Origin of the sequence: Mycolicibacterium flavescens, assembly GCF_001722335.1 — a bacterium.
Taxonomy (GTDB): domain Bacteria; phylum Actinomycetota; class Actinomycetes; order Mycobacteriales; family Mycobacteriaceae; genus Mycobacterium; species Mycobacterium flavescens.
Genome location: NZ_MIHA01000001.1, coordinates 276,329 through 298,000 on the forward strand (window position 1 = coordinate 276,329; position 21,672 = coordinate 298,000).

Annotated in this window: 21 protein-coding genes; 9 read left to right on the forward strand and 12 right to left on the reverse strand. The window is 69.2% G+C overall.

Annotation, left to right across the window (positions count from 1 at the left end; all coding sequences use genetic code 11):
• Positions 1–144: 144 nt before the first annotated feature.
• The 3 genes from BHQ18_RS01360 (at position 145) to BHQ18_RS01370 (ending at position 3,801) form a co-directional block, all read left to right on the forward strand.
• A complete protein-coding gene (locus BHQ18_RS01360; RefSeq protein ID WP_069411764.1) occupies positions 145–927 on the forward strand; it encodes a class I SAM-dependent methyltransferase in 783 nt (260 codons plus the stop codon).
• Entirely contained in the window at positions 924–2,462 is a 1,539-nt protein-coding gene (locus BHQ18_RS01365; protein ID WP_069411765.1) for a 1,4-alpha-glucan branching protein domain-containing protein, read from the forward strand. Before BHQ18_RS01360 ends, BHQ18_RS01365 begins: the two co-directional genes overlap by 4 nt.
• 97 nt (positions 2,463–2,559) lie before the next feature.
• Positions 2,560–3,801: a glycosyltransferase family 4 protein gene (locus BHQ18_RS01370; protein ID WP_069411766.1), complete on the forward strand. Its 1,242-nt coding sequence runs from the start codon at positions 2,560–2,562 to the stop codon at positions 3,799–3,801.
• Between the two features lie 105 nt (positions 3,802–3,906).
• Here BHQ18_RS01370 and BHQ18_RS01375 read toward each other — a convergent pair whose 3' ends face one another.
• A complete protein-coding gene (locus BHQ18_RS01375) occupies positions 3,907–4,644 on the reverse strand; it encodes an acyltransferase (RefSeq protein WP_069411767.1) in 738 nt (245 codons plus the stop codon).
• A gap of 81 nt (positions 4,645–4,725) precedes the next feature.
• Here BHQ18_RS01375 and BHQ18_RS01380 point away from each other — a divergent pair, with 81 nt between their 5' ends.
• Together BHQ18_RS01380 and BHQ18_RS01385 are read left to right on the forward strand one after the other, a co-directional pair.
• Complete coding sequence (locus tag BHQ18_RS01380; protein WP_069411768.1) at positions 4,726–6,012, forward strand: BamB-related PQQ repeat family beta-propellar protein; 1,287 nt, start codon at positions 4,726–4,728, stop codon at positions 6,010–6,012.
• A 157-nt stretch (positions 6,013–6,169) separates the two neighbouring features.
• Entirely contained in the window at positions 6,170–7,714 is a 1,545-nt protein-coding gene (locus tag BHQ18_RS01385; RefSeq protein ID WP_069411769.1) for an alanine/glycine:cation symporter family protein, read from the forward strand.
• A gap of 4 nt (positions 7,715–7,718) precedes the next feature.
• Here the strand turns inward: BHQ18_RS01385 and BHQ18_RS01390 are convergent, their stop codons facing one another.
• From BHQ18_RS01390 to BHQ18_RS29985, 8 genes are all read right to left on the reverse strand, one after another.
• Entirely contained in the window at positions 7,719–8,411 is a 693-nt protein-coding gene (locus BHQ18_RS01390; RefSeq protein WP_084293811.1) for an esterase, read from the reverse strand.
• Between the two features lie 67 nt (positions 8,412–8,478).
• Positions 8,479–9,648, reverse strand: a complete 1,170-nt coding sequence (locus tag BHQ18_RS01395; RefSeq protein WP_109789151.1) for a THUMP-like domain-containing protein — start codon at positions 9,646–9,648, stop codon at positions 8,479–8,481.
• A complete protein-coding gene (locus BHQ18_RS01400; RefSeq protein ID WP_069411770.1) occupies positions 9,645–10,631 on the reverse strand; it encodes a class I SAM-dependent methyltransferase in 987 nt (328 codons plus the stop codon). The genes BHQ18_RS01395 and BHQ18_RS01400 overlap by 4 nt, the downstream gene beginning before the upstream one ends.
• 9 nt (positions 10,632–10,640) lie before the next feature.
• Positions 10,641–11,288, reverse strand: a complete 648-nt coding sequence (locus BHQ18_RS01405) for an enoyl-CoA hydratase (protein ID WP_069411771.1) — start codon at positions 11,286–11,288, stop codon at positions 10,641–10,643.
• Positions 11,285–12,076, reverse strand: coding sequence for an NUDIX hydrolase (locus BHQ18_RS01410; RefSeq protein WP_276045585.1), 792 nt, complete (start codon positions 12,074–12,076; stop codon positions 11,285–11,287). Before BHQ18_RS01410 ends, BHQ18_RS01405 begins: the two co-directional genes overlap by 4 nt.
• A gap of 38 nt (positions 12,077–12,114) precedes the next feature.
• Positions 12,115–12,957 (reverse strand): ABC transporter ATP-binding protein, encoded by an 843-nt coding sequence (locus BHQ18_RS01415; protein ID WP_069411773.1) that lies wholly within the window; start codon positions 12,955–12,957, stop codon positions 12,115–12,117.
• Positions 12,915–13,595 carry a membrane protein YczE gene (yczE, locus tag BHQ18_RS01420; RefSeq protein WP_069411774.1) on the reverse strand — a complete coding sequence of 227 codons (681 nt, stop codon included), beginning with the start codon at positions 13,593–13,595 and terminating at the stop codon, positions 12,915–12,917. The genes BHQ18_RS01415 and yczE overlap by 43 nt, the downstream gene beginning before the upstream one ends.
• Complete coding sequence (locus tag BHQ18_RS29985; RefSeq protein ID WP_165614521.1) at positions 13,588–13,743, reverse strand: hypothetical protein; 156 nt, start codon at positions 13,741–13,743, stop codon at positions 13,588–13,590. The genes yczE and BHQ18_RS29985 overlap by 8 nt, the downstream gene beginning before the upstream one ends.
• Positions 13,744–13,806: 63 nt before the next feature.
• On the opposite strand from BHQ18_RS29985, the gene yczR reads away from it, so the two are divergent.
• Complete coding sequence (gene yczR / locus BHQ18_RS01425; protein WP_069411775.1) at positions 13,807–15,249, forward strand: MocR-like transcription factor YczR; 1,443 nt, start codon at positions 13,807–13,809, stop codon at positions 15,247–15,249.
• A 97-nt stretch (positions 15,250–15,346) separates the two neighbouring features.
• Here yczR and serB read toward each other — a convergent pair whose 3' ends face one another.
• Positions 15,347–16,591: a phosphoserine phosphatase SerB gene (gene serB / locus BHQ18_RS01430; RefSeq protein ID WP_084293812.1), complete on the reverse strand. Its 1,245-nt coding sequence runs from the start codon at positions 16,589–16,591 to the stop codon at positions 15,347–15,349.
• 40 nt (positions 16,592–16,631) lie between these two features.
• Complete coding sequence (ctaD, locus tag BHQ18_RS01435) at positions 16,632–18,362, reverse strand: aa3-type cytochrome oxidase subunit I (protein ID WP_069411994.1); 1,731 nt, start codon at positions 18,360–18,362, stop codon at positions 16,632–16,634.
• A gap of 158 nt (positions 18,363–18,520) precedes the next feature.
• Between ctaD and BHQ18_RS01440 the strand changes: the two genes are divergently transcribed.
• The 3 genes from BHQ18_RS01440 (at position 18,521) to BHQ18_RS01450 (ending at position 21,125) form a co-directional block, all read left to right on the forward strand.
• Complete coding sequence (locus BHQ18_RS01440; protein WP_234794041.1) at positions 18,521–19,636, forward strand: iron-siderophore ABC transporter substrate-binding protein; 1,116 nt, start codon at positions 18,521–18,523, stop codon at positions 19,634–19,636.
• Positions 19,637–19,681: 45 nt separating this feature from the next.
• Positions 19,682–19,957, forward strand: a complete 276-nt coding sequence (locus tag BHQ18_RS01445) for a YciI family protein (RefSeq protein WP_069411776.1) — start codon at positions 19,682–19,684, stop codon at positions 19,955–19,957.
• Positions 19,958–20,075: 118 nt separating this feature from the next.
• Positions 20,076–21,125, forward strand: coding sequence for an NAD(P)-dependent alcohol dehydrogenase (locus BHQ18_RS01450; RefSeq protein ID WP_069411777.1), 1,050 nt, complete (start codon positions 20,076–20,078; stop codon positions 21,123–21,125).
• A gap of 3 nt (positions 21,126–21,128) precedes the next feature.
• Here the strand turns inward: BHQ18_RS01450 and BHQ18_RS01455 are convergent, their stop codons facing one another.
• On the reverse strand, positions 21,129–21,581 hold the full coding sequence (locus BHQ18_RS01455) for a hypothetical protein (RefSeq protein ID WP_069411778.1): 453 nt from the start codon (positions 21,579–21,581) through the stop codon (positions 21,129–21,131).
• Between the last annotated feature and the right edge of the window lie 91 nt (positions 21,582–21,672).

The following is a 21,672-nucleotide window of genomic DNA, read 5'->3' on the forward strand; positions in this document are numbered from 1 at the left end:
GTTTCAAGCAACAACCACCATGTTACTCGCGGGTAACTTTTGGTGGATCGCAGAAACACCATAGCGGGTCGATGTTTGCGTTCTAGCAGCACGTAGGCGGTGAACCGTTCGCCTGTGGGCCGATTCACGTTAGCCTGCCTTGCAATGAGCGCATTTGTGACCGGTGCGGCGGACAGCCGGCCGGAGTTGCCGTTGACCGGGGAACGCACCGTTCCCGGGCTGACGGAGGAGAACTACTGGTTCCGCCGACACGAGGTGGTCTACCAGCGGCTGGCCGACCGCTGCGCAGACCGCGACGTCCTCGAAGCCGGATGCGGCGAGGGTTACGGCGCCGATCTGATCGCCGACGTGGCGCGACGGGTCATCGGCCTGGACTACGACGAGTCCGCGGTCGCGCACGTGCGGGCCCGCTACCCGCGGGTCGAGATGCGCCACGGCAACCTCGCGGAGTTGCCGCTCGACGACGGCGAGGTCGATGTCGTCGTCAACTTCCAGGTCATCGAACACCTGTGGGATCAGGCACATTTCGTGCGCGAGTGCCTGCGGGTGCTGCGCCCGGGTGGGACGCTGCTGATGTCGACGCCGAACCGGATCACCTTCTCCCCCGGCCGCGACACCCCGATCAACCCGTTCCACACCCGCGAACTCAACGCCGCCGAACTCACCGAGCTGCTGACCGACGCCGGCTTCGCCGTCGAGAGCATGCTCGGGGTGTTCCACGGTGCGCGGCTGGTCGAAATGGATGCCCGCCACGGCGGTTCGCTCATCGATGCGCAGATCGAGCGCGCGCTGGCCGACGCGCCGTGGGGTGAGCAACTGCTCGCCGATGTCGCGGCGGTGCGCACCGATGACTTCGACCTGGTCGACGCCGCCGAACGCGACATCGACGACAGCCTCGACCTGGTGGCGATCGCGGTGCGGCCGTGAGTCCGTCTGCCCCGGCGCGGGATCGGCAGACCCCCGGCCTGTTCACGTTCGTCCTGCACACCCACCTCCCCTGGCTCGCCCATCACGGTCGCTGGCCGGTCGGCGAGGAATGGCTCTACCAGTCGTGGTCGGCGGCCTACCTCCCGCTGATGCGGGTGCTGCGGACACTGGCCGACGAGGGCCGTCAGCACCTGCTGACGCTGGGGATCACTCCGGTCGTCGCGGCCCAACTCGACGACCCGTACTGCCTGACCGGTATGCACCACTGGCTGGCCAACTGGCAGCTGCGCGCCATGGAGGCGACGACGCTGGCCGACCCGTTGCGGCAGTTCGGCGTTCGTGAGCACGCCGCAGCACAGGAGGCCATCGAGGACTTCGAGGACCGGTGGGCGCACGGCGGCAGCCCGGTGCTGCGCGCGCTGGTCGACGCCGACGCCGTCGAACTGCTCGGCGGTCCGCTCGCGCACCCGTTCCAGCCGCTGCTGAACCCGCGGCTGCGCGAGTTCGCGCTTCGCGAGGGCCTGGCCGACGCCCGCCTACGGTTCGCACACCGACCCGTCGGCATCTGGGCGCCCGAGTGCGCGTATGCGCCGGGGATGGAAACCGGTTATGCCGCAGCGGGTGTCGGGCACTTCATGGTCGACGGACCGTCACTGCACGGCGACACCGCGCTCGGCCGACCGGTCGGCACCTCCGACGTCATCGCTTTCGGCCGGGACCTGCAGGTGAGCTACCGCGTGTGGTCCCCCAAATCGGGCTACCCCGGCCACGCCGCCTACCGCGACTTCCACACCTACGACCACAGCACCGGGCTCAAGCCCTCGCGGGTGACCGGACGCAACGTGCCGTCGGAGGAGAAGGCGCCCTACGACCCCGAGCGTGCGGAACGCGCGATCGACGCGCACGTCGCCGATTTCGTCGGCGTGGTGCGGCAGCGTCTGCTCGACGAGAGCGACCGCATCGGCAGGCCCGCGCACGTCATCGCGGCGTTCGACACCGAACTGTTCGGCCACTGGTGGTACGAGGGTCCGCGGTGGCTGGAGAAGGTGCTGCGCGCGCTGCCCGAGGCCGGCGTTCGGGTCGGCACCCTGGCCGACGCCAAGGCCGAGGGTTACGTCGGGTCGCCCGTCGAATTGCCGCCCAGCTCATGGGGTTCGGGTAAGGACTGGCAGGTGTGGGCCGGTGACCAGGTCGCCGATCTGGTGCGGCTCAACAACGAGGTGGTCGATACCGCTCTCACCGCCGTCGACAAGGCGCTCAGCGAGATCGGCTCCCCGCCGGCGCGCAACGCCGTCGCCGACCAGATCCTGCGCGAGACGCTGCTGACGGTTTCGAGTGACTGGCCGTTCATGGTGAGCAAGGATTCCGCCGCCGACTACGCGCGCTACCGTGCCCATCTGCACGCGCACGCGACCCGCGAGATCGCCGACGCGCTGGCGGCCGGGCGCCACGAGCATGCCCACCGGCTCGCCGAGGGCTGGAACCGCGCCGACGGACTGTTCGGCGCCCTGGATGCGAGGCGACTCCCGCGATGACTGACCCCACCCCCGTTTGCGCGAGCGTGCATGTCTGCACCCCGACACGCCGCGAATCGACGGCAGTTTGCGCACAGTCGCACCGAGATGAGCGTTCATGAAAATCCTGATGGTGTCGTGGGAGTATCCGCCGGTCGTCATCGGCGGACTCGGCAGGCACGTCCATCATCTGGCCACTGCGCTCGCCGAGGCCGGCCACGAGGTCGTCGTGTTGAGCCGCCGGCCCAGCGGCACCGACCCGAGCACCCACCCGTCGACCGACGAGGTGGCCGAGGGCGTCCGCGTCGTCGCCGCCGCGCAGGACCCGCACGAGTTCGAATTCGGCGACGACATGATGGCATGGACGCTGGCGATGGGCCACGCGATGGTCCGCGCCGGTCTCGCACTGAAATCCGACCGCGGTCGGCCCTGGCGTCCCGACGTGGTCCACGCCCACGACTGGCTGGTCGCTCACCCGGCGATCGCGCTGGCCGAATTCTTCGATGTGCCACTGGTTTCCACCATCCACGCCACCGAGGCCGGCAGGCATTCGGGGTGGGTGTCGGGCCGTATCAGCCGCCAGGTGCACGCCGTCGAGTCCTGGCTGGTGCACGAATCCGACTCGCTGATCACGTGTTCGACGGCGATGAGCGACGAGATCACCGAGCTGTTCGGCCCGGGACTGGTCGAGACCCGGGTCATCCGCAACGGAATCGACTGTGCCAGTTGGCCGTTCGCCGAGCGTGAGCCGCGGACCGGGCCCGCGAAGCTGCTGTACCTCGGTCGGCTCGAGTACGAGAAGGGTGTGCACGACGCCATCGCGGCACTCCCCCGGATCAGGCGGACGCACCCGGGCACCACGCTGACCGTCGCGGGCGAAGGCACCCAGCTGGGCTGGCTTGTCGAGCAGGCGCGAAAGCACAAGGTGCTCAAGGCCACCGCGTTCGTCGGGCACCTCGACCACGCGGCGCTGGTCGAGATGCTGCACGGCGCCGACGCGGCCGTGCTGCCCAGCCACTACGAGCCGTTCGGCATCGTCGCGCTCGAGGCCGCCGCGACCGGGACGCCGCTGGTGACGTCGAATGTCGGCGGTCTCGGCGAAGCCGTCATCAACGGTACGACCGGAATTTCGCATCCGCCCCGCGACGTCGCCGCGCTGGCGGCGGCGGTGCGTACGGTCCTCGACGACCCTGGGGCCGCGCAGCAGCGCGCGCTCGCCGCGCGTGAGCGGCTCACCTCGGATTTCGAATGGCACTCGATCGCCGACGAGACCTCGCAGGTGTATCTGGCCGCGAAACGGCGTGAGCGCGAACCACACCGGCGCCGGCCGATCGTCGAACACGCGCTGCCGGACCGCTGACGTCTTGTGCACGGTCGCGGCGGCGTGAGCGTGCGCAAACTGTCGGAGTTTCGCGGCGTGTCGGGCAGCAGACGCGCACGCTCGCCAAGAAGGGGCGGGCCCCGGTTAGCGGGAGGCCTTCTTCCGTTCGATGTCGGCCAGCGCGGCCGCCAACTCCGCCCGCTGGGCCGCTGACGTCTCCCACGCCAACTGGCGGTTCTTGACCACCTTCGCCGGCGCGCCGACCGCGATCGAGAAGTCCGGGATCTCCCCGCGCACCACCGCGTGCGAACCCAGCACGCAGCCACGCCCGATCGCGGTGTTGCGCAGCACCGTGACCTTCACCCCGACCCAGGTGTCCGGGCCGATGCGTACCGGACCCTTGATGATGCCCTGGTCTTTGATCGGGATGTTGATGTCGTCCATGCGGTGGTCGAAATCGCAGATGTAGCACCAGTCGGCCATCAGCACCGAGTCCCCCAACTCGATGTCGAGGTAGGTGTTGATCACGTTGTCGCGGCCCAGCACCACCTTGTCGCCGATGCGCAGCGAACCCTCATGACAGCGGATCGTGTTCTTGTCGCCGATGTGCACCCAGCGACCGATCTCCATCGTCGACAGCTCCGGCGTCGCCTCGATCTCGACCCCCTTGCCGAGGAAGACCATGCCGCGGGTGATGATGTGCGGGTTGCGCAGTTTGAACTGCAGCAGCCGCCAGTAACGCACCAGGTACCACGGGGTGTAGGCGCGGTTGGCGATCACCCATTTCAGTGAGGCTCTGGTCAGGAATCTCGCCTGCCGCGGGTCGCGCAGCCGCGACCCCCGCCAGCGCTTGTGCAACGGTGCGCCCCACATCGTCGTCATGGCCGCAAAGCCTACGCGAGCATCACAACCCCGAGCGGTTACCCTCACGTGGACCGAAAACGAGGAACGAGAAGGGTTCGAGTGTTCCGGCGACTGACCGTGCTCGCTGTTGCGGTACTGACAGCGCTGATCGCACCGGCCTTGACGGCCTGCCAGAACACCGACTCGTGGGTGCTGGCCAAGGCCGCCGACGGTTGGGCCGCGCAGTACGCCGACGCGGCCAACACCAGCTACGAGCCCACCGCCGGCGCGGACACGCTGCGGCTCGAGTGGATGCGCTCGGTCAAGGGCGAGATGGCCGCGTCGGTGGCGCTGGGTTCGGGCGACTACCTGGCCGCCAACGCGCAGACCTCCGCCGGCTGCTCACTGATGGTGTGGGAGACCGACAACAAGGCCCGGCAACGCTGGTGCACGCGGCTGGTGCAGGGCGGCGGCATGTCCAGCCCGCTGTTCGACGGCGTCGACAACCTCTACATCGGCCAGCCCGGCGCCATGCTGTCGTTCCCGGTGACGCAGTGGATCCGCTGGCGCAAGCCGGTGATCGGGATGCCGACCACCCCGCGGATCCTCGAGCCCGGGCAGCTGCTGGTCGTCACCCATCTCGGCCAGGTGCTGGTGTTCGACGCCCACCGCGGCAACGTGGTGGGCGCGCCGCTGGACCTGGTGTCCGGCGTGGACCCCAAGGACTCCGAACGCGGGCTGACCGACTGCGGGCCCGCGCGGCCCCGGTGCCCGGTCGCTGCGGCGCCGGCGTTCTCGGCGGCGACGAACGTCGTCGTGCTGAGCCTGTGGGAGCCCGGCGCCGACGCGCCCGTGCTGGTCGGCCTCCGGTACCGGCCCGGGCAGTCGCCGCTGCTGACCCGCGAGTGGACCAGCGACGAGGTCGGCGGCGGCCCGATCGCCAGCCCGGTGCTCTCCGAAGACGGCGCGACGGTGTACGTCAACGGCCGCGACGACCGGCTGTGGGCCCTGGACACCGCCGACGGAACGGCCAAATGGTCCGTGCCGCTGGACTTCCTGGCCCAGACCCCGCCGTCGGTGTCGGCCGACGGGTTGATCGTCGCGGGCGGCGGTCCCGGCGCCAAGCTGACCGGCATCAAAGACGACGGCAAAGTGCAATGGGTGCGCGACGACGTCACCCCGCTGACCACGTCGAGCCAGTCCGGATCCGAGGTCGCCTACACCGTCGCGCGCGACGGCGACGACGGTCAGACCCTGCTGGTGTTCGACCCCGCCGACGGCCGCACCGTCAACACCTACCCGCTACCGCGGGCGTCGGGTTGGCCGGTCGGCGTCTCGATCGGCCATGACCGCCGCGTCGTGACGGCCACCAGCGACGGGATGGTCTACGGCTTCGCGCCGGCCTGACCGCACCGTTCGTCGCGGAAAATCGACCGTCCGGCGGGGCCTGACACCGATGTGACGGCTTCGAAACACCTGAAGTTCACCGACGTGTCACCATGCACCGGGCTCAAATCGAACCGTCGAACCGGGCCGGCATCGCAGAACGTCGCAAGGAGGTCACTTGTCCGAATTCCTCGACGCAGTCAACGGATACGTGTGGAGCAACGCACTGGTCTATCTCTGCTTGGCCGCGGGGGTTTACTTCTCGTTGCGGTCGCGGTTCGTCCAGGTCCGTCAGGTCCGGGAGATGGTGCGGCTGATGCTCAAGGGCGAGAAGTCGCCGTCGGGGGTGTCGTCGTTTCAGGCGTTGACGATGTCGCTGGCCGGGCGGATCGGCACCGGCAACATCGCCGGCGTCGCGACCGCGATCGCGTTCGGCGGTCCCGGCGCGCTGTTCTGGATGTGGGCGATGGCCTTCCTCGGAGCGTCCACCTCGTTCGTCGAGTGCACGCTCGGGCAGATCTACAAGACCCGCGACGCACTGACCGGTGAGTACCGCGGCGGGCCGGCCTACTACCTGAGCCGCGCGATGGCCCACACCCGCGCCGCCGGCGCCTTCAAGGTCTACGGCCTGATCTTCGCCGCGGTCACCGTGCTGGCGTGCGGACTGCTGCTGCCCAGTGTGCAGTCCAATTCGATGGCGTCGGCGATGGAATCGGCGTGGGGCTTCGAGAAGTGGTGGGTCGGTGCCGGCACCGTCATCGTGCTGGCCTTCGTCATCATCGGCGGCGTCAAGCGCATCGCGGCGTTCGCGTCGATCGTCGTGCCGTTCATGGCGGTCGTCTACATCGCCCTGGCGCTCGTCGTCGTGATCGTCAACGGCGAGCGGATCCCCGAGGTGCTGCAGTTGGTGTTCGCCAGCGCGTTCGGCCTGGACTCGGCGTTCGGTGCGATCGTCGGCTCGGCGGTGATGTGGGGCGTCAAGCGCGGCATCTACTCCAACGAGGCCGGCCAGGGCACCGGCCCGCACGCGGCAGCGGCCGCGGAGGTCTCACATCCGGCCAAACAGGGTCTGGTGCAGGCGTTCGCGGTCTACGTCGACACCCTGTTCGTCTGCTCGGCGACCGGCTTCCTGATCCTGTCGACGGGCGCCTACCGGGTCTTCGAGGGCGAGAGCGAAAGCGGCCCGGTCCTCGCCGAGGGTGGCCTGCTCGCCACCACCGTCGAGGTGGGTCCCGCCTACGCCCAGGTGGGCTTCGACACCCTCTGGAGCGGGGCCGGGTCGACTTTCATCGCGGTGTCGCTGGCGTTCTTCTGCTTCACGACGATCGTCGCGTACTACTACATGGCCGAGACCAACCTGCGATTCCTGCTCGGCCGCTTCTCGACGGCGTCGATGCCGGTGATCCGCGGGACCGTGGGATCGAACCTCACCATGGCGCTGCAGGCGCTGATCCTGGTGTCGGTCATCCTCGGCGCGGTGTCGACCGCGACCGAGGCGTGGGTGCTCGGCGACATCGGCGTCGGGTTGATGGCCTGGTTGAACATCGTCGGCATCCTGATCCTGCAGCAACCGGCCTACCGTGCGCTGTGGGACTACGAGAAGCAGAAGAAGGCCGGCCTGGATCCGGTGTTCGACCCGCACGCGCTCGACATCGTCGGCGCGACGTTCTGGGAGAACTACGACCCGAACAAGACCGAGGAGCCGCAGCGGGCCAGGACGTGAGCGCTCACACCGCGAGCAGGGACGCCACCGCGGCGCGCGGCACCGTCGCCTGCACCGGGCCCGCGGACTCCGGGTACACCTCGCCCTGACTGAAGAAGAACAGCAGCGAGTCGTCGGTCAGCGCGAAGTTCTGGTATCTGGCCGGGTCCATGCCGTCCTCGGGCGGCACCGGCCGGATCATCCCCTGGTGCTGCAGGAACCGGTTCACCTCGGGATAGATGACGTCCAGCGGTCGAGTGCCGGGTTTGAACAGCGTGTCGAAGGTGATGGGTGCGCGTTTGGCGACGTCCCAGTTGAAGGTTTCGTAGAACGTCTGCGGATGCATGCCGCCGAGGTTCTGCCACATGGTGAGCACCACGCTGCGGGTGCCGCCACCCGGCGGACCCGACCGGTAGCCGACACCGTCGGCGTCGAGTTCGTACGGCGGGTTGTAGGCGTCGGGATCCTCGGCGACGTTGAGGAACCCGTCACGCGCCTGCGTCAGGTAGGCCACCACCGGCGCCTGGTCGGGGTAGTCGGTGGGAAAGCTCAGGTCCAGGGTGTAGGCCGGCTTCTCGACGAGCACGCGGCAGATCTGGTCCGGCCCGACGGTGCCCTGCAACTGCGCGCACCCGGACTGTGCGCCGGCGGCCGGGACCGCGATCGAGCCCGCGACGATCAGCGTCGCCAGCGGTACACCGAGGTTGCGCATGCGCATCGTGTGGTCGTCCTCGCAGCCGGCACCGGTTCGGCCACCGGTGCATCACTGCCAGCGTACGTAAAGGTCATCGGGAGGGACGACAAATGAATGCCGTTGCCCGGCTTGCCACCCCAGCCCCGATACGAGCGATCACCACCGATGCTTGCCCGCTGCCGCGCAGGCGAAGCCGCGACCGCAGGGCGTCGGGGTCCACGTCGACACCGCGCACGAGGATCTCGACCGCACCGATATCGCGGGCCGAAAGCGCCTGCCGCAGCCGCCGTTCGCTGAACGCGAGTTCCTCGAGGACCTCGAATCCGCGGACCCCGTCGGGCAGCCGGTCGGTCGACAGGTAGGCGATCGCCGCGTCGAGTTGCCACATGCCGTGCCGAGCGGCGTAGTGGCGCACCAGGCCCGCCCGCACCACCGCGCCGTCCGGGTCGACGATCCACCGGCCCGCCGGTCCGACGGCGCTGTCGTCGGGATCGGCGTCGGTGATCTCCTCACCGGTGTCGAGCACCGAGGCGCGTCGCCGTACCCCGGGTTGCGTCAACTCGCCCGTCCACAGGCACGCTTCGCGCACGCTGCCCGTCAGCGATGTCACCTCGATCTCGCCGGTGAAGCCCAGACCGGTCAACGCGTCGAAATCGATTCCCGGCGCGCACTTCACCGCGGTGTCGCGGTCGCGGTAGACGTCCAGCACGGCGTCGAGGGCGGGCGCGTACCCGCGCGGGTCGAACCGGCGCCGGCCGCCGCTGCGGCGCGCGGGGTCCAGTACGACGACGGTGTCGCGGGTCACCGGTCTCAACGCGTCGGCGCGGCACACGTCGACGCCGGCGACGTTGTGGCGCGCCATCGCCAGGCGCACCGGGTCGAGGTCGCTGCCGACGAGCGCCGCGGCGGTATCCCGAAGCGCCGCAAGCTCGGCGCCGATCGAGCACGTCGCGTCGTGAACCCGCGCACCGGCCAGTCGACGTGCGCGGTGACGGGCCACCGGCTCGGCGGTGGCCTGCTGCAGCGCTTCGTCGGTGAACAGCCACCGCTGGGCGTCGGAGAACTTGGCGGCCGCCTTGCGGCGCAGCACCGTCGTCTCCACCAGCACCGCCGAACGATCACCGAAACGCGAACGCGCCGAAGCGATGTCGGCGACGAGCGTGGCCTTGCTCAGGGGCAGGGCGCCGACTTCGGCCAGGGCGCGCACCCCGGCTTCGCTGCGCAGGTAGGCGACGGCGTCGACGTCGAAGGCGACGCTCACTGCGCGGTCGGCTTGACCCCCGTGATCATCACGTTGTAGTACCAGGACTTGGGAACCACACGGCTCCACAGGTTCTCGTCAACCCAGCTCAGCGCGATCCAGCTGTTGAACGCGAACTTCGCGTAGTTCCAGCCCAACCGGCCCGGCGGGACCGCAGCCTCCAGCGTGCGCAGCGGCCAGCCCAGCATCGCCGCGGTGAATTCGGTTGTCGCAGTCGATACCTCGACGGCGCCGGCGTTACCGGCCATGCGCTCGAGGTCGGCGGGCGAGAACGTGTGCAGGTCGACGATGGCCTCCAGCGCGGCGGCCCGCGACGACTCATCGAGTTCGGTCTGCGGCCGGCGCCACCCCGACAGGCCGGGCAGCCGCGTCACGTTGGTGACAGCCTTCCAGGTCAGCGTGGACAGCGGCCGCGCGTAGTTCTCCCCCGCGTTGGTCGGCTCGCCGGCGAACACGAACCGCCCGCCCGGCTTGAGGACGCGCACCACCTCGCGCAGCGAAAGTTCGACGTCGGGGATGTGGTGCAGCACCGCGTGGCCGACCACCAGGTCGAAGGTGTCGTCCTCGTAGGGGATGCCCTCGGCGTCGGCGACCCGGCCGTCGACCTCCAGTCCGAGGTTCTCGCCGTTGCGCACCGCCACCTTGACCATCCCCGGCGACAGGTCGGTGACCGAACCGCGGCGCGCAACACCGGCCTGCATCAGGTTCAGCAGGAAGAAGCCGCTGCCGCAGCCGAGCTCCAGCGCCCGGTCGTAGGGCAGCTTGCGCTGTTCGGAGTAGGGCACGGTGACGTCGAACAGGTCGCGCGCGTAGTCCACGCAGCGCTTGTCGTAGGAGATCGACCACTTCTCGTCGTAGGTCTCGGCTTCCCAGTCGTGGTACAGCACCTGCGCCAGCTTGGAGTCGTGGCGGGCGGCTTCGACCTGTTCCGCGGTGGCGTGCGGGTTCGGGGCGGCATCGGAGCGGGCGTCGGTACTCGTCATGAGGGCAGCCTAATTGGCGAAGGTGGCCTTGGCGGCAGCCAGTGCCTGCGGCGGATGCTCGACGAACCGTTCGGCCCAGGCCAGCGCCGCGTCGTACACGCCGTCGGGCGCGACCATCTGGTCGATCAGACCCAGCGCCGATGCCTCCTTCGCGTCGATGAACCGGCCGCTGAAGACCAGGTCCTTGGCCTTGCTCACCCCCGTCGCGCGCGCCAACCGGTCGGTCCCGCCGGCCGGGGCGCGGCCCGCGAGGATCTCGGTGGCGGCGAACTTGACGTTGTCGCCGGAGACCCGCCAGTCAGCGGCCAACGCCAGGGTCAGCCCGCCGCCCAGCGCGTACCCGGTGATCGCGGCGACCACCGGTTTGGGGATCGCCGCGACGGCGTCGAGCGCCTCACGGCAGAGCACCGCCGCCGCGGCGGTCTCGTCGGCGTTCAGCGTCTGCAGTTCGGCGGCGTCGTCGCCGGCGGAGAAGATCTCGTGGCCTCCGAACAGGATCACCGCGTGCACGTCGTCGCGCCCGGCCAGATCGGCCGCGGCGTGCGCGACTTCGCGGTACACCTGCCGGGTCAGCGCGTTGGACGGCGCCCGGGCGATCAGCAGCGTGGCCACGCCGGGATGCGCGTCGGCGGTGTGGACGGAGACGAACTCGCTCATTTGGTGCGCGCGCCGGACCCGTAACCGTCCGGCGACCGGCGGTTGCGGGCGGCGTTGTACCGGTCGCTGTTGAAGAACTCGATCTCCCAGTTGCCGGTGTCCTCGTCGGCCGTCAGGTGCGGTTCGACCGCGACGATCTTCCGGTCCAGCGCAAGCACTTCGGCGACCGTGCGCCCGTTCAGTGAGTCCAACTGAGTCCACGTCGGGGGCAGCAGGAAGCTGCGGCCCTCGGCGAAGTCGTCGAGCCCCTGCTGCGGGGTGATCCAGTCGGCGCCCTCGGATTCGGTGTTGTCGTCGTCGGCGCGCTGCCCCTCCGGGAGGGCGCCGACGAAGAAGTAGGTGTCGTAGCGACGGGTGCGCTCCTCCTTCGGCGTGACCCAGTTCGCCCACGGCCGAAGCAGGTCGGCCCGCAGCACCAGGTTCTCGCGGCGCAGGAAGTCGGCGAACGACAGCGACCGGTCGACGAGCGCGGCGCGCGCCTCGCGGTACACCGACGCGTCGTCGACGAGCACGTCGCTGTCGTCGGCCGCGCCGGCGAACAGCACGCCCGACTCCTCGAACGTCTCGCGGGCCGCCGCGCACACCAGCGCCTGCGCCAGGTCGGGTTCGACGCCGAATCGTTCTGCCCACCAGGCCGGTTCGGGCCCGAACCACGCGATGTCGGCGTTGCGGTCGCGGTCGTCGACACCGCCGCCGGGAAAGACCATCACCCCGGCGACGAAGTCCATCGCCGAGTGCCGCCGCATCAGGAAGACCTTGATCCCCTCGTCGGTGTCCTTGATCAGCATCACGGTCGCGGCCGGCCGCGGGGTCAATGGCTCGTCAGTCACGCTTTCCTCCTGTGTGCGGCGCGGCTCCTCGCCCGGCGCGCGAAATACCGTCCGTCGGAAACCTCGAGGGTGATCGCCTGACCGAACGCCTTCGACAGGTTCTCGCCTGTCAGCACGTCGGACAGCAGACCGGACGCGACGATCTCGCCCTCCGACAGGATCAGGCAGTGCGAGAACGCCCGCGGGATCTCCTCGACGTGGTGGGTGACCAGCACCATCGCCGGCGAGTCCGGGTCGGCGGCCAGATCCTCCAGCCGCGCCAGCAGTTCCTCGCGGCCGCCGAGGTCCAGACCGGCGGCGGGTTCGTCGAGCAGCAGCAGTTCGGGGTCGGTCATCATCGACCGGGCGATCAGCACCCGCTTGCGCTCGCCCTCGGACAACGTGCCGTAGGTGCGTTCGGCGAGGTGTTCGGCACCAACGCTCTCGAGCATGTCGATGGCCTGGTGGTAGTCGACCTCGTCGTACTGCTCGCGCCACCGGCCCATCACCGCGTAGCCCGCCGAGACCACGAGATCGCGCACCACCTCGTCGTCGGGGATCCGCTGCGACAGCGCCGAGCTGCTCAGGCCGACCCGCGACCGCAGCTCCGACATGTCGGTGCGGCCGAGCCGCTCACCGAGTACGTAGGCCGTTCCCGACGACGGATGCTCCAGCGCGGCGGCGATGCGCAGCAGCGAGGTCTTGCCCGCGCCGTTGGGGCCGATGACGACCCAGCGCTCGTCGAGTTCGACGGCCCAGGTCAGCGGGCCGACGAGGACCCGACCGCCCCGTCGCAGCGACACCTTCGCGAAGTCGATCAGCAGGTCCGGGTCGGCTGAGTCTCCTTCGGGGGTGGGCACTCGCTCATCGTAGTCAGGCGGGTCGCGGCCACCCCACGCCAGCCACTGACCGCCAGCACCCGCGTCGGCGTCATCCGGACGAACATCTGTACCAGCGGACCGATGCCGAGCGCATACGCCACGGTGCCGACGCCGACCGTGCCGCCGAGCAGCCATCCCGCGGCCAGCACCGTCACCTCGATCGCGGTGCGGATCAGGCGCACCGACAGCCCGGTGCGCTGCACCAGACCGGTCATCAGGCCGTCGCGCGGGCCCGGCCCGAGCCCGGCACCCACGTAGAGCACGGTGCTGAACGCGTTGAGCACGACGGCGGCGACCATCATCGCGATCCGCGCCGGCAGCGACGTCGGCGCCGACAGCAGCCACAGCCCGGCGTCGACGGTCACCGCGATGACGATGACGTTGGCGACGGTCCCGATGCCGGGCCGGTTCCGCAGCGGGATCCAGGCCAGCAGCACCGCGACGCCCACCACCGCCGACGCCATGCCGATCGACATCGGGGTGTGGATGGCCAGGCCCTGGTGAAAGACGTCCCACGGGTCCAGTCCGAGCCCGGCGCGCACCATCATCGCCATCGACAGGCCGTAGCCCGTCAACCCGGTCAGCAGCGCCGCACCGCGCAGGACACCCTCACGCATGGTGGGGAAAGCGCAACTTGATCGCCTCCAATTCCCTGGCCATGCGTTCGGCGTCCCGGTCGACGTAGTCGGTGTAGGCGACCGGGGGCTGCCAGGCGAAGAGCCGCGCGAGCCGCCGAGCCAGCCGAGAGATCCAGTTTCCGTTCATTACCGCATGATTTCGGCGAACTGGCTTGCTATTCAATAGCCAGTTGGCGAATACTGGCCTCTAATGACCATCGATATGCCCGCTCGTGCGCTGAATGTGGATCTTCTGGCTCGCGAATTGGGCAACTGGCGTACGTCCAGTCGGACCGGTCCGGCCTACCAGGGGCTCGCGGACGCCATCCGGTTGCTGATCGTCGACGGCCGGGTGCCAGTCGGCGCGCGACTGCCCAGTGAACGCGCGCTGGCCGACGCGCTGCGGGTGTCGCGGACCACGGTCACCGCCGCGTACACGCAACTGCGCGACGACGGCTATCTCAACGCCCGCCGCGGCGCCCGCAGCACCACCGCGCTGCCGCTGGCCCCGGCCGCGCCGGTCGAGGCCGCACCACCGACGGTGAGCCTGGCCGCGGCGGCGCTGTCGGCCCCGGCCGCCGCGGTGATGGAGGCGTTCTCCGAAGCCACCGGTGACGTGACGCCGTATCTGCACGCCCCCGGCCACGAACTCGTCGGTGTCGCACCGCTTCGCCAGGCGATCGCCGAAAGGTATTGCGAGCGGGGGCTTCCCACCGAGCCGGACGAGGTCATGGTGACCACCGGCGCGCTGCACGCGATCGGCCTGATCCTGACCACCTACGTGCAGCCCGGCGACCGTGTGCTCGTCGAACAACCCACCTATCACGGTGCGCTGAGTTCGATCGCGACGACCGGGGCGCGCGCTGTCCCGTTCGCGCTGACCGACGACGGCTGGGATCTCGAGGCGCTGGCGGCCGTCATCCATCAGATGACGCCCACCCTGGCCTATCTGATCCCCGACAACCAGAACCCGACCGGGATGACGATGCCGGCCGAGGGCCGAAAACACCTGGCGCGCCTGATCTCCGAGACACGGACCCGAACGATCATCGACGAGACCATCCTCGACATGTGGCTCGACGACCCGATGCCGGCGCCGATGGCCGCCGCGATGTCCGCGCGGCGAGACCTGGTGCTGACGGTCGGCTCGATGTCCAAGTCGTTCTGGGGCGGGCTGCGGGTCGGCTGGATCCGCGCCGAGCGCGCGACCATCGCCACGATCGCCGCGCTGCGGCCGTCAGTCGACATGGGGACCGCGGTGCTCGAACAGTACGCTGCGGCAAGGCTTCTCGGACGGCACACCGAGCTGCTTCCGGAGCGACGTGAGATCCTGCGCAGCCGCCGCGCCCATCTTCAGGCGCTGCTGAGTCGCCACCTCCCCGACTGGGAACCGGGTCCGGGTGTCGGCGGGATGTCGTTGTGGGTGCGGCTGCCCGCGCCGATGAGCACCGCCCTGTCGGCGGCCGCGTCCCGGCTGGGGCTGGAGCTGCCCGCCGGCCCGAGGTTCGGTGTCGACGGGACGCTCGAGCGGTTCGTGCGGGTGCCCTACGCGCTACCCGAGCCGCAGCTCGACGAGGCGGTGGAGTTGCTCGCGCGGGCGTGGCACAGCATCACCGGGCTGTCGGCCCCCGAACCCGCGACCGTGGTCGTCTGACTACTGCCGAGCAGCGCCACGCCGAGCAGACGCAAAGTGCCCCGAAAACCCGCGAAAATAGGGCATTTTGCGTCTGCTCGCGCAAGAAAACCGGGCGTCAGTCGGGGATCTCGACCCGGCGCAGCACGCCGTCGATCGCGTCGGCGGCCTCGATCTCGCCGCGGGTGATGCCGAGGATGAACAGCACCGAGTCCAGATACGGGTTGCTCAGCGACGCGTCGGCCACCTCGCGCAGCGCCGGTTTGGCGTTGAACGCCACCCCGAGACCCGCGGCCGCCAGCATGTCGATGTCGTTGGCGCCGTCGCCGACAGCGACCGTCTGCTCCATCGGCACACCGGCCTGATGGGCGAAATCACGCAGCGCCTTGGCTTTTCCGGGCCGGTCGATGACGGGGCCGATGACGCGCCCGGTCAGCTTGCCGTCGACGATCTCCAACTCGTTGGCGGCGACGAAGTCCATCATCAGCTCGTGGGCCAAGGGTTCGATGACCTGACGGAAGCCGCCCGAGACGATGCCGCAGTGAAAACCCAACCGCCGCAACGTGCGCAGCGTGGTCCTGGCGCCGGGAGTCAGCTCGATCTGCTCGGCGACGTCGTCGAGCACCGACGCCGGAAGCCCCGCGAGCGTCGCGACCCGCCGGTGCAGTGATTCGGCGAAGTCCAGTTCGCCGCGCATCGCGGCCTCGGTGACCTCGGCGACCGCGGCCTCGGCGCCGACGCGGGCCGCCAGCATCTCGATCACCTCGCCCTGGATCAGCGTGGAATCGACGTCGAAGACGATGAGCCGCTTGGCCCTTCGCGCCAGGCTGTAGTCCTCGAGCGCGACGTCGATCTCCTGCTCGACCGCGACCCGCGCCAGCGTCTGCTGCAGCTCTTCGTACACCGCCTGTGACGGCACGGAGACCAGCAACTCCAGGCCGGTAACCGGGTAGTCGGACACGCCGCGGATGGTGTCGATGTTGACGTTGAGCCGGGCCAGTTCGCGGGCCACGACGCCGAACTCCTCGGCGCTGATGGGCCTGCCGAGAACGATGATCGTGTGCGTCGACGGCTCGCGCATCACGGGCAGACCGTCACTGCGCTCGATCGTGACGTCGAGCCCGACCCCGCGGATCGCGGCGGTCACCTCGTCGCGCAGCGGCGAACCACCGGTGACTTCGGCCGATCCGGCGACGAGCACACCGAGCGTCAACCGTCCGCGGATGACGACCTGCTCGACGTTGAGAAGCTCGACGCTGTGGCGCGAAAGCACCTCGAACAACGCCGACGTCACACCGGGCTGGTCAGCCCCGGTCACCGTGATCAGCAGCGACGACCGATCGCGCGGCGAGCCGCCGCTCACACCGGCACCTCCGGCTTACCTCCCCCGACGGCGCCCGCCGTCAGCTCGACTGGTCGACGGGCCGCGGATCCGAGGTGTCGTGGCTGCGGCCGACGTGTGCCTCGGCGCGCATCCGGTCCACCATGTGCGGATAGTGCAGCTCGAACGCGGGGCGCTCGGAACGAATCCGGGGCAGTTCGGTGAAGTTGTGCCGCGGCGGCGGGCACGACGTGGCCCACTCCAGCGAGTTGCCGTAGCCCCACGGATCGTCGACCGTGACCGGCTCGCCGTAGCGCCAGCTCTTGAAGATGTTCCACACGAACGGGATCGTCGAGACGCCGAGGATGAACGCGCCGATCGTCGAGACGACGTTGAGGGTGGTGAAACCGTCGGTCGCCAGGTAGTCGGCGTAGCGGCGCGGCATACCCTCGTCGCCCAGCCAGTGCTGCACCAGGAACGTGGTGTGGAAGCCGATGAACGTCAGCCAGAAGTGCAGCTTGCCCAGCCGCTCATCGAGCAGGCGCCCGGTCATCTTCGGGAACCAGAAGTAGATGCCGGCGTACGTGGCGAACACGATCGTGCCGAACAGCACGTAGTGGAAGTGCGCGACGACGAAGTACGAGTCGGTGACGTGGAAGTCCAGCGGCGGGCTGGCCAGCAGCACGCCCGACAGGCCACCGAGCAGGAACGTCAGCAGGAAGCCCACCGAGAACAGCATCGGTGTTTCGAACGTCAACTGCCCCTTCCACATCGTGCCGATCCAGTTGAAGAACTTGATCCCGGTCGGCACCGCGATCAGGAACGTCATGAACGAGAAGAAGGGAAGGAGAACGGCTCCCGTCGCGTACATGTGGTGCGCCCACACCGCGATCGACAGCGCCGCGATCGCGATGGTCGCGTAGATCAGCGTGGTGTAGCCGAAGATCGGCTTGCGGCTGAACACCGGGAAGATCTCCGACACGATGCCGAAGAACGGCAGCGCGATGATGTACACCTCGGGGTGCCCGAAGTACCAGAACAGGTGCTGATACAGCAGCACACCGCCGTTGGCGGGGTCGTAGATGTGCGCGCCGAGGTGGCGGTCGGCGGCCAGGCCGAACAGCGCGGCGGTCAGGATCGGGAACGCCAGCAGCACCAGGATGGAGGTGACCAGGATGTTCCAGGTGAACACCGGCATCCGGAACATCGTCATGCCCGGGGCGCGCATGCACACCACGGTGGTGATCATGTTCACGCCGCCGAGGATGGTGCCCAGACCCGAGATGGCCAGGCCGAGGATCCACAGGTCACCGCCCGCGCCGGGTGAGTGGATGGCGTCGCTGAGCGGGGCGTAGGCGGTCCAACCGAAGTCGGCCGCGCCGCCGGGGGTGATGAACCCGGAGATGGCGATCAGGGCGCCGAAGACGAACAGCCAGAAGCTCAGCGCGTTCAGCCGCGGGAAGGCCACGTCGGGCGCGCCGATCTGCAGCGGCAGCACCAGGTTGGCGAAGCCGAACACGATCGGGGTGGCGTAGAACAGCAGCATCACCGTGCCGTGCATGGTGAACAGCTGGTTGAACTGCTCATTCGACAGGAACTGCAGCCCCGGCATCGCCAGCTCGGTACGCATGAACAGCGCCATCAGCCCGCCGATGAAGAAGAAGATGAAGCAGGCGACGCAGTACATGATGCCGATCAGCTTGTGATCGGTCGTCGTGACGAGCTTGTAGATCAGGTTGCCCTTGGGACCGAGCCGAGCCGGGAACGGACGTCGTGCCTCGAGTTCTCCGATAGGGGGCGCTTCGGCTACCAACAGGTCCTCCAAATTCCGATCGGGGCTTGCCCGCAGTGTTGCTGATCGAATCCTAGCTGCCTCTGTACCCACGGGTCGTGCCGGTCCTACAAAGTGTCGTATTCGACGGTCCGCACCGCTGGCCGGGCAGTCAGCCTCCCGATGTTACCGTCGGCGACGTGCTGATCAGCGGACCGCAGTGGGGTATGGCGGCCAGGGCGCTGGGTCTGACGGCAGTCGCCGCGGCGGTCGCCGTCACCGCGGTGAGCGGATGCGGCGGCTCCCTCGGCGGGGCGCCCCCCGAGGGTGCGGCTTCGCAGTCGGTGATCACCAGCACCACCCGGATTGCGGGCGCCGGCGTGCTGGGCAACGATCGCAGGCCCGACGAGTCCTGCGCACCCGAGCCCGCTGCGGTCGATCCGGGCCCCCCTGAGCGCAGTGTCCGGCACGCCGCGGGTGAGACCGTGGTGCGCGCCGACCCGCAGCGCATCGTGGTGCTGTCCGGCGACCAGCTCGACGCGCTGTGCGCGCTGGGCCTGCAGTCGCGGATCGTCGGGGCCGCGTTGCCCGACGGGTCGCCCGACCAGCCGTCGTATCTGGGGCAGGTCATTCACGACGTCCCCGGCGTGGGCACCAGCAGCGCGCCCGATCTGGACGCGATCCGGGCGGCCACCCCCGACCTCATCCTGGGATCGGAGGCCTTGACCCCGCAGGCGTACGGCGCGCTGTCGGACATCGCGCCGACCGTCTTCACCGGCGCACCCGGGCCGGCGTGGCAGGACAACCTGCGCACCGTCGGCGCCGCGACCGGACGCGCGGACGCGGCCGGCGGGCTGATCGAGGGTTTCGACCGCGAGGCCGACCGCGTCGGCTCCGAGAACGACGCGACGCATTTCCAGGCCTCGGTGGTGCAGTTCACCGATACGACGATGCGGGTGTTCGGCCCCGACACCTTCCCCGGGCGGGTGCTTGCCGAGGTCGGTGTGGATCGTCCTGCGGCGCAACGGTTCACCGACAAGCCCTATGTCGAGGTCGGGGTCACCGACGCCGACCTGGCCGACTCCCCGGACCTGTCGGCCGCCGAGGGCGACATCGTCTACGTGTCGTTCGCGTCGGGGGAAGCCAAGGACCACGCGTCGACGGTGATGGGCAGCGACGCGTGGAAGAAGTTGAGCGCCACCCGCGACAACCGCGTCTATGCGGTCAACAACGAGGTGTGGCACACCGGTGAGGGCATCGTCGCGGCGCGCGGGATCCTGGCCGACCTACGGTGGATCAACGCCCCGATCAACTGACGCGCCGATCTGTCGCCGCGACGGTGATCCGATAGCGTGGCAGCCGTGTTCCACGTGCTGAAGTCGACCTATCTGCAGCCGCCCGAGGTCGTCGACCAGACCCGCCCCGCGCATCTGGAATTCCTCAAAGGTGAGGTCGCCGCCGGGCGCATCGTGCTGGCCGGCCGGCTGGACGACGAGACCGGTGCGGTGCTGGTCACCGGTGACATCAGCGCCGAGGAGGCGCAGGACATCGTCGACCGTGACCCGTACACGCCGGCCGGCGCGGCGCGCTACGAACGGGTTTCGTTCAACGGCGCGTTCCGCGCCGCGGGACTTTAGGAGCGAATTCACAGGCTCGCACGGGATTGCTGAGCGCTCGTGGTTCGTTGGGGCTTACAGGTGGCCGCACTGTCGCGGTGAGTTCGTGTTGTCAATCTGCAAATAGAGAAGGTCGCTAATGAGCACTGTTACCGCCTACGCCGCACCGTCGGCGTCCGCACCGCTGGAAAAGACCACGATCACCCGCCGCGAGGTCGGGCCGCACGATGTGGCGTTCGACATCCACTTCTCGGGCATCTGTCACTCCGACATCCACACCGTGCGCGACGAGTGGGGCCGGGCCAGGTATCCGGTGGTGCCGGGACACGAGATCGCCGGTGTCGTCACCGCGGTCGGCGCGGAGGTGACCAAGTTCGCCGTCGGTGACCGCGTCGGCGTCGGCTGCTTCGTCGACTCGTGCCGCGAGTGCGAGCAGTGCCGCGCCGGTGAGGAGCAGTACTGCACCGGTGGCGGGATGGTCGGCACCTACAACGCCGTCGGCCGCGACGGGCAACAGACCCAGGGCGGCTACAGCGGCGCGATCGTCGTCGACGAGAACTACGTGCTGCGCATCCCCGAGGGCCTGCCGCTCGACGCCGCCGCTCCCCTGCTGTGCGCGGGGATCACGCTGTATTCGCCGTTGCGGCACTGGAACGTCGGCGACGGCACCCGAGTCGCGATCATCGGTCTGGGCGGGCTGGGGCACATGGGCGTCAAGCTCGCCGACGCGATGGGCGCGCACGTCACGGTGCTGTCGCAGTCGCTGAAGAAGATGGAGGACGGGCTGCGCCTGGGCGCCGACGAGTACTACGCCACCGCCGACCGCGACACCTTCAAGAAGTTGCGCGGCTCCTTCGACGTCATCCTCAACACCGTGTCGGCCAACCTCGACATGGGCGGCTACCTCGGCCTGCTCAAGGTCGACGGCACCCTGGTCGAGCTGGGCATGCCGGAGAAGCCGATGTCGGTGCCCGCTCATCCGCTCGCCGGCGGCCGGCGAAGCCTGTCGGGTTCGATGATCGGCGGGATCGCCGAAACCCAGGAGATGCTCGACTTCTGCGCCGAGCACGGTGTGCTGCCCGAGATCGAGGTCATCACACCGGATTACATCAACGAGGCCTACGACCGGGTGGTCGCCAGCGATGTGCGCTACCGCTTCGTGATCGACACCGCGACGCTGCGCGGCTGAGGCTCAGTAGCCGCGGACTTCGACGGCGTTGACGAACAGGCCGTGGCCGGTGGAGTCATAGGTGATGCGGGTGCGCAGGCCGTCGGGCTCGATGGTCCAGCCGTTGACCTTGTAGGCGCCGGTGTCGACGGACACCGGCGCGGTCGGCAGCTGGGCGGCGTCGGGCAGAAGGCCGCGGTCCCAGTTGAACTCGCCGGTGCCGCGAATCACGGCGAGGTTCAGCCGCTGGTTCCATTTGGACGTCTCGAACGGCGCCATCCCCCACGGCTGGCCGTTGGTCAACGCGCAGACCGTCATGGGCCCGCCACCGAAAGCACGGTCGTCGGCGTTGACGAGGCACCGCACCGTCCCGGATTGCAGGAGCACGATCTGGCCCGTGTAGTCCGCCCCGGCCGGCGGCGCCAACGCCACGAGTCCGAGGCCCACGCCCAGAGCCACCGCTGTCCGCCGCACCATGCTTCGTCTCCACACTCTTCGCGTCATCACCTTCAGCGTGGAATGTTCTCACGCCCGGTGACCGGCGGTGGCGGGTTTCCCGGGGAAGCCG

Bases quoted from the DNA above. Each gene is read 5' to 3' on its own strand.
- BHQ18_RS01370 (WP_069411766.1), top strand. From the start codon at position 2,560: ATGAAAATCCTGATGGTGTCGTGGGAGTATCCGCCGGTCGTCATCGGC.
- BHQ18_RS01400 (WP_069411770.1), bottom strand. From the start codon at position 10,631: ATGACGAGTACCGACGCCCGCTCCGATGCCGCCCCGAACCCGCACGCC.
- BHQ18_RS29985 (WP_165614521.1), bottom strand. From the start codon at position 13,743: ATGAACGGAAACTGGATCTCTCGGCTGGCTCGGCGGCTCGCGCGGCTC.
- BHQ18_RS01405 (WP_069411771.1), bottom strand. From the start codon at position 11,288: ATGAGCGAGTTCGTCTCCGTCCACACCGCCGACGCGCATCCCGGCGTG.
- BHQ18_RS01455 (WP_069411778.1), bottom strand. From the start codon at position 21,581: ATGGTGCGGCGGACAGCGGTGGCTCTGGGCGTGGGCCTCGGACTCGTG.
- yczR (WP_069411775.1), top strand. From the start codon at position 13,807: ATGACCATCGATATGCCCGCTCGTGCGCTGAATGTGGATCTTCTGGCT.
- BHQ18_RS01375 (WP_069411767.1), bottom strand. From the start codon at position 4,644: ATGACGACGATGTGGGGCGCACCGTTGCACAAGCGCTGGCGGGGGTCG.
- yczE (WP_069411774.1), bottom strand. From the start codon at position 13,595: ATGCGTGAGGGTGTCCTGCGCGGTGCGGCGCTGCTGACCGGGTTGACG.
- BHQ18_RS01410 (WP_276045585.1), bottom strand. From the start codon at position 12,076: ATGCTGATCAAGGACACCGACGAGGGGATCAAGGTCTTCCTGATGCGG.
- BHQ18_RS01360 (WP_069411764.1), top strand. From the start codon at position 145: ATGAGCGCATTTGTGACCGGTGCGGCGGACAGCCGGCCGGAGTTGCCG.
- BHQ18_RS01390 (WP_084293811.1), bottom strand. From the start codon at position 8,411: ATGCGCATGCGCAACCTCGGTGTACCGCTGGCGACGCTGATCGTCGCG.
- BHQ18_RS01450 (WP_069411777.1), top strand. From the start codon at position 20,076: ATGAGCACTGTTACCGCCTACGCCGCACCGTCGGCGTCCGCACCGCTG.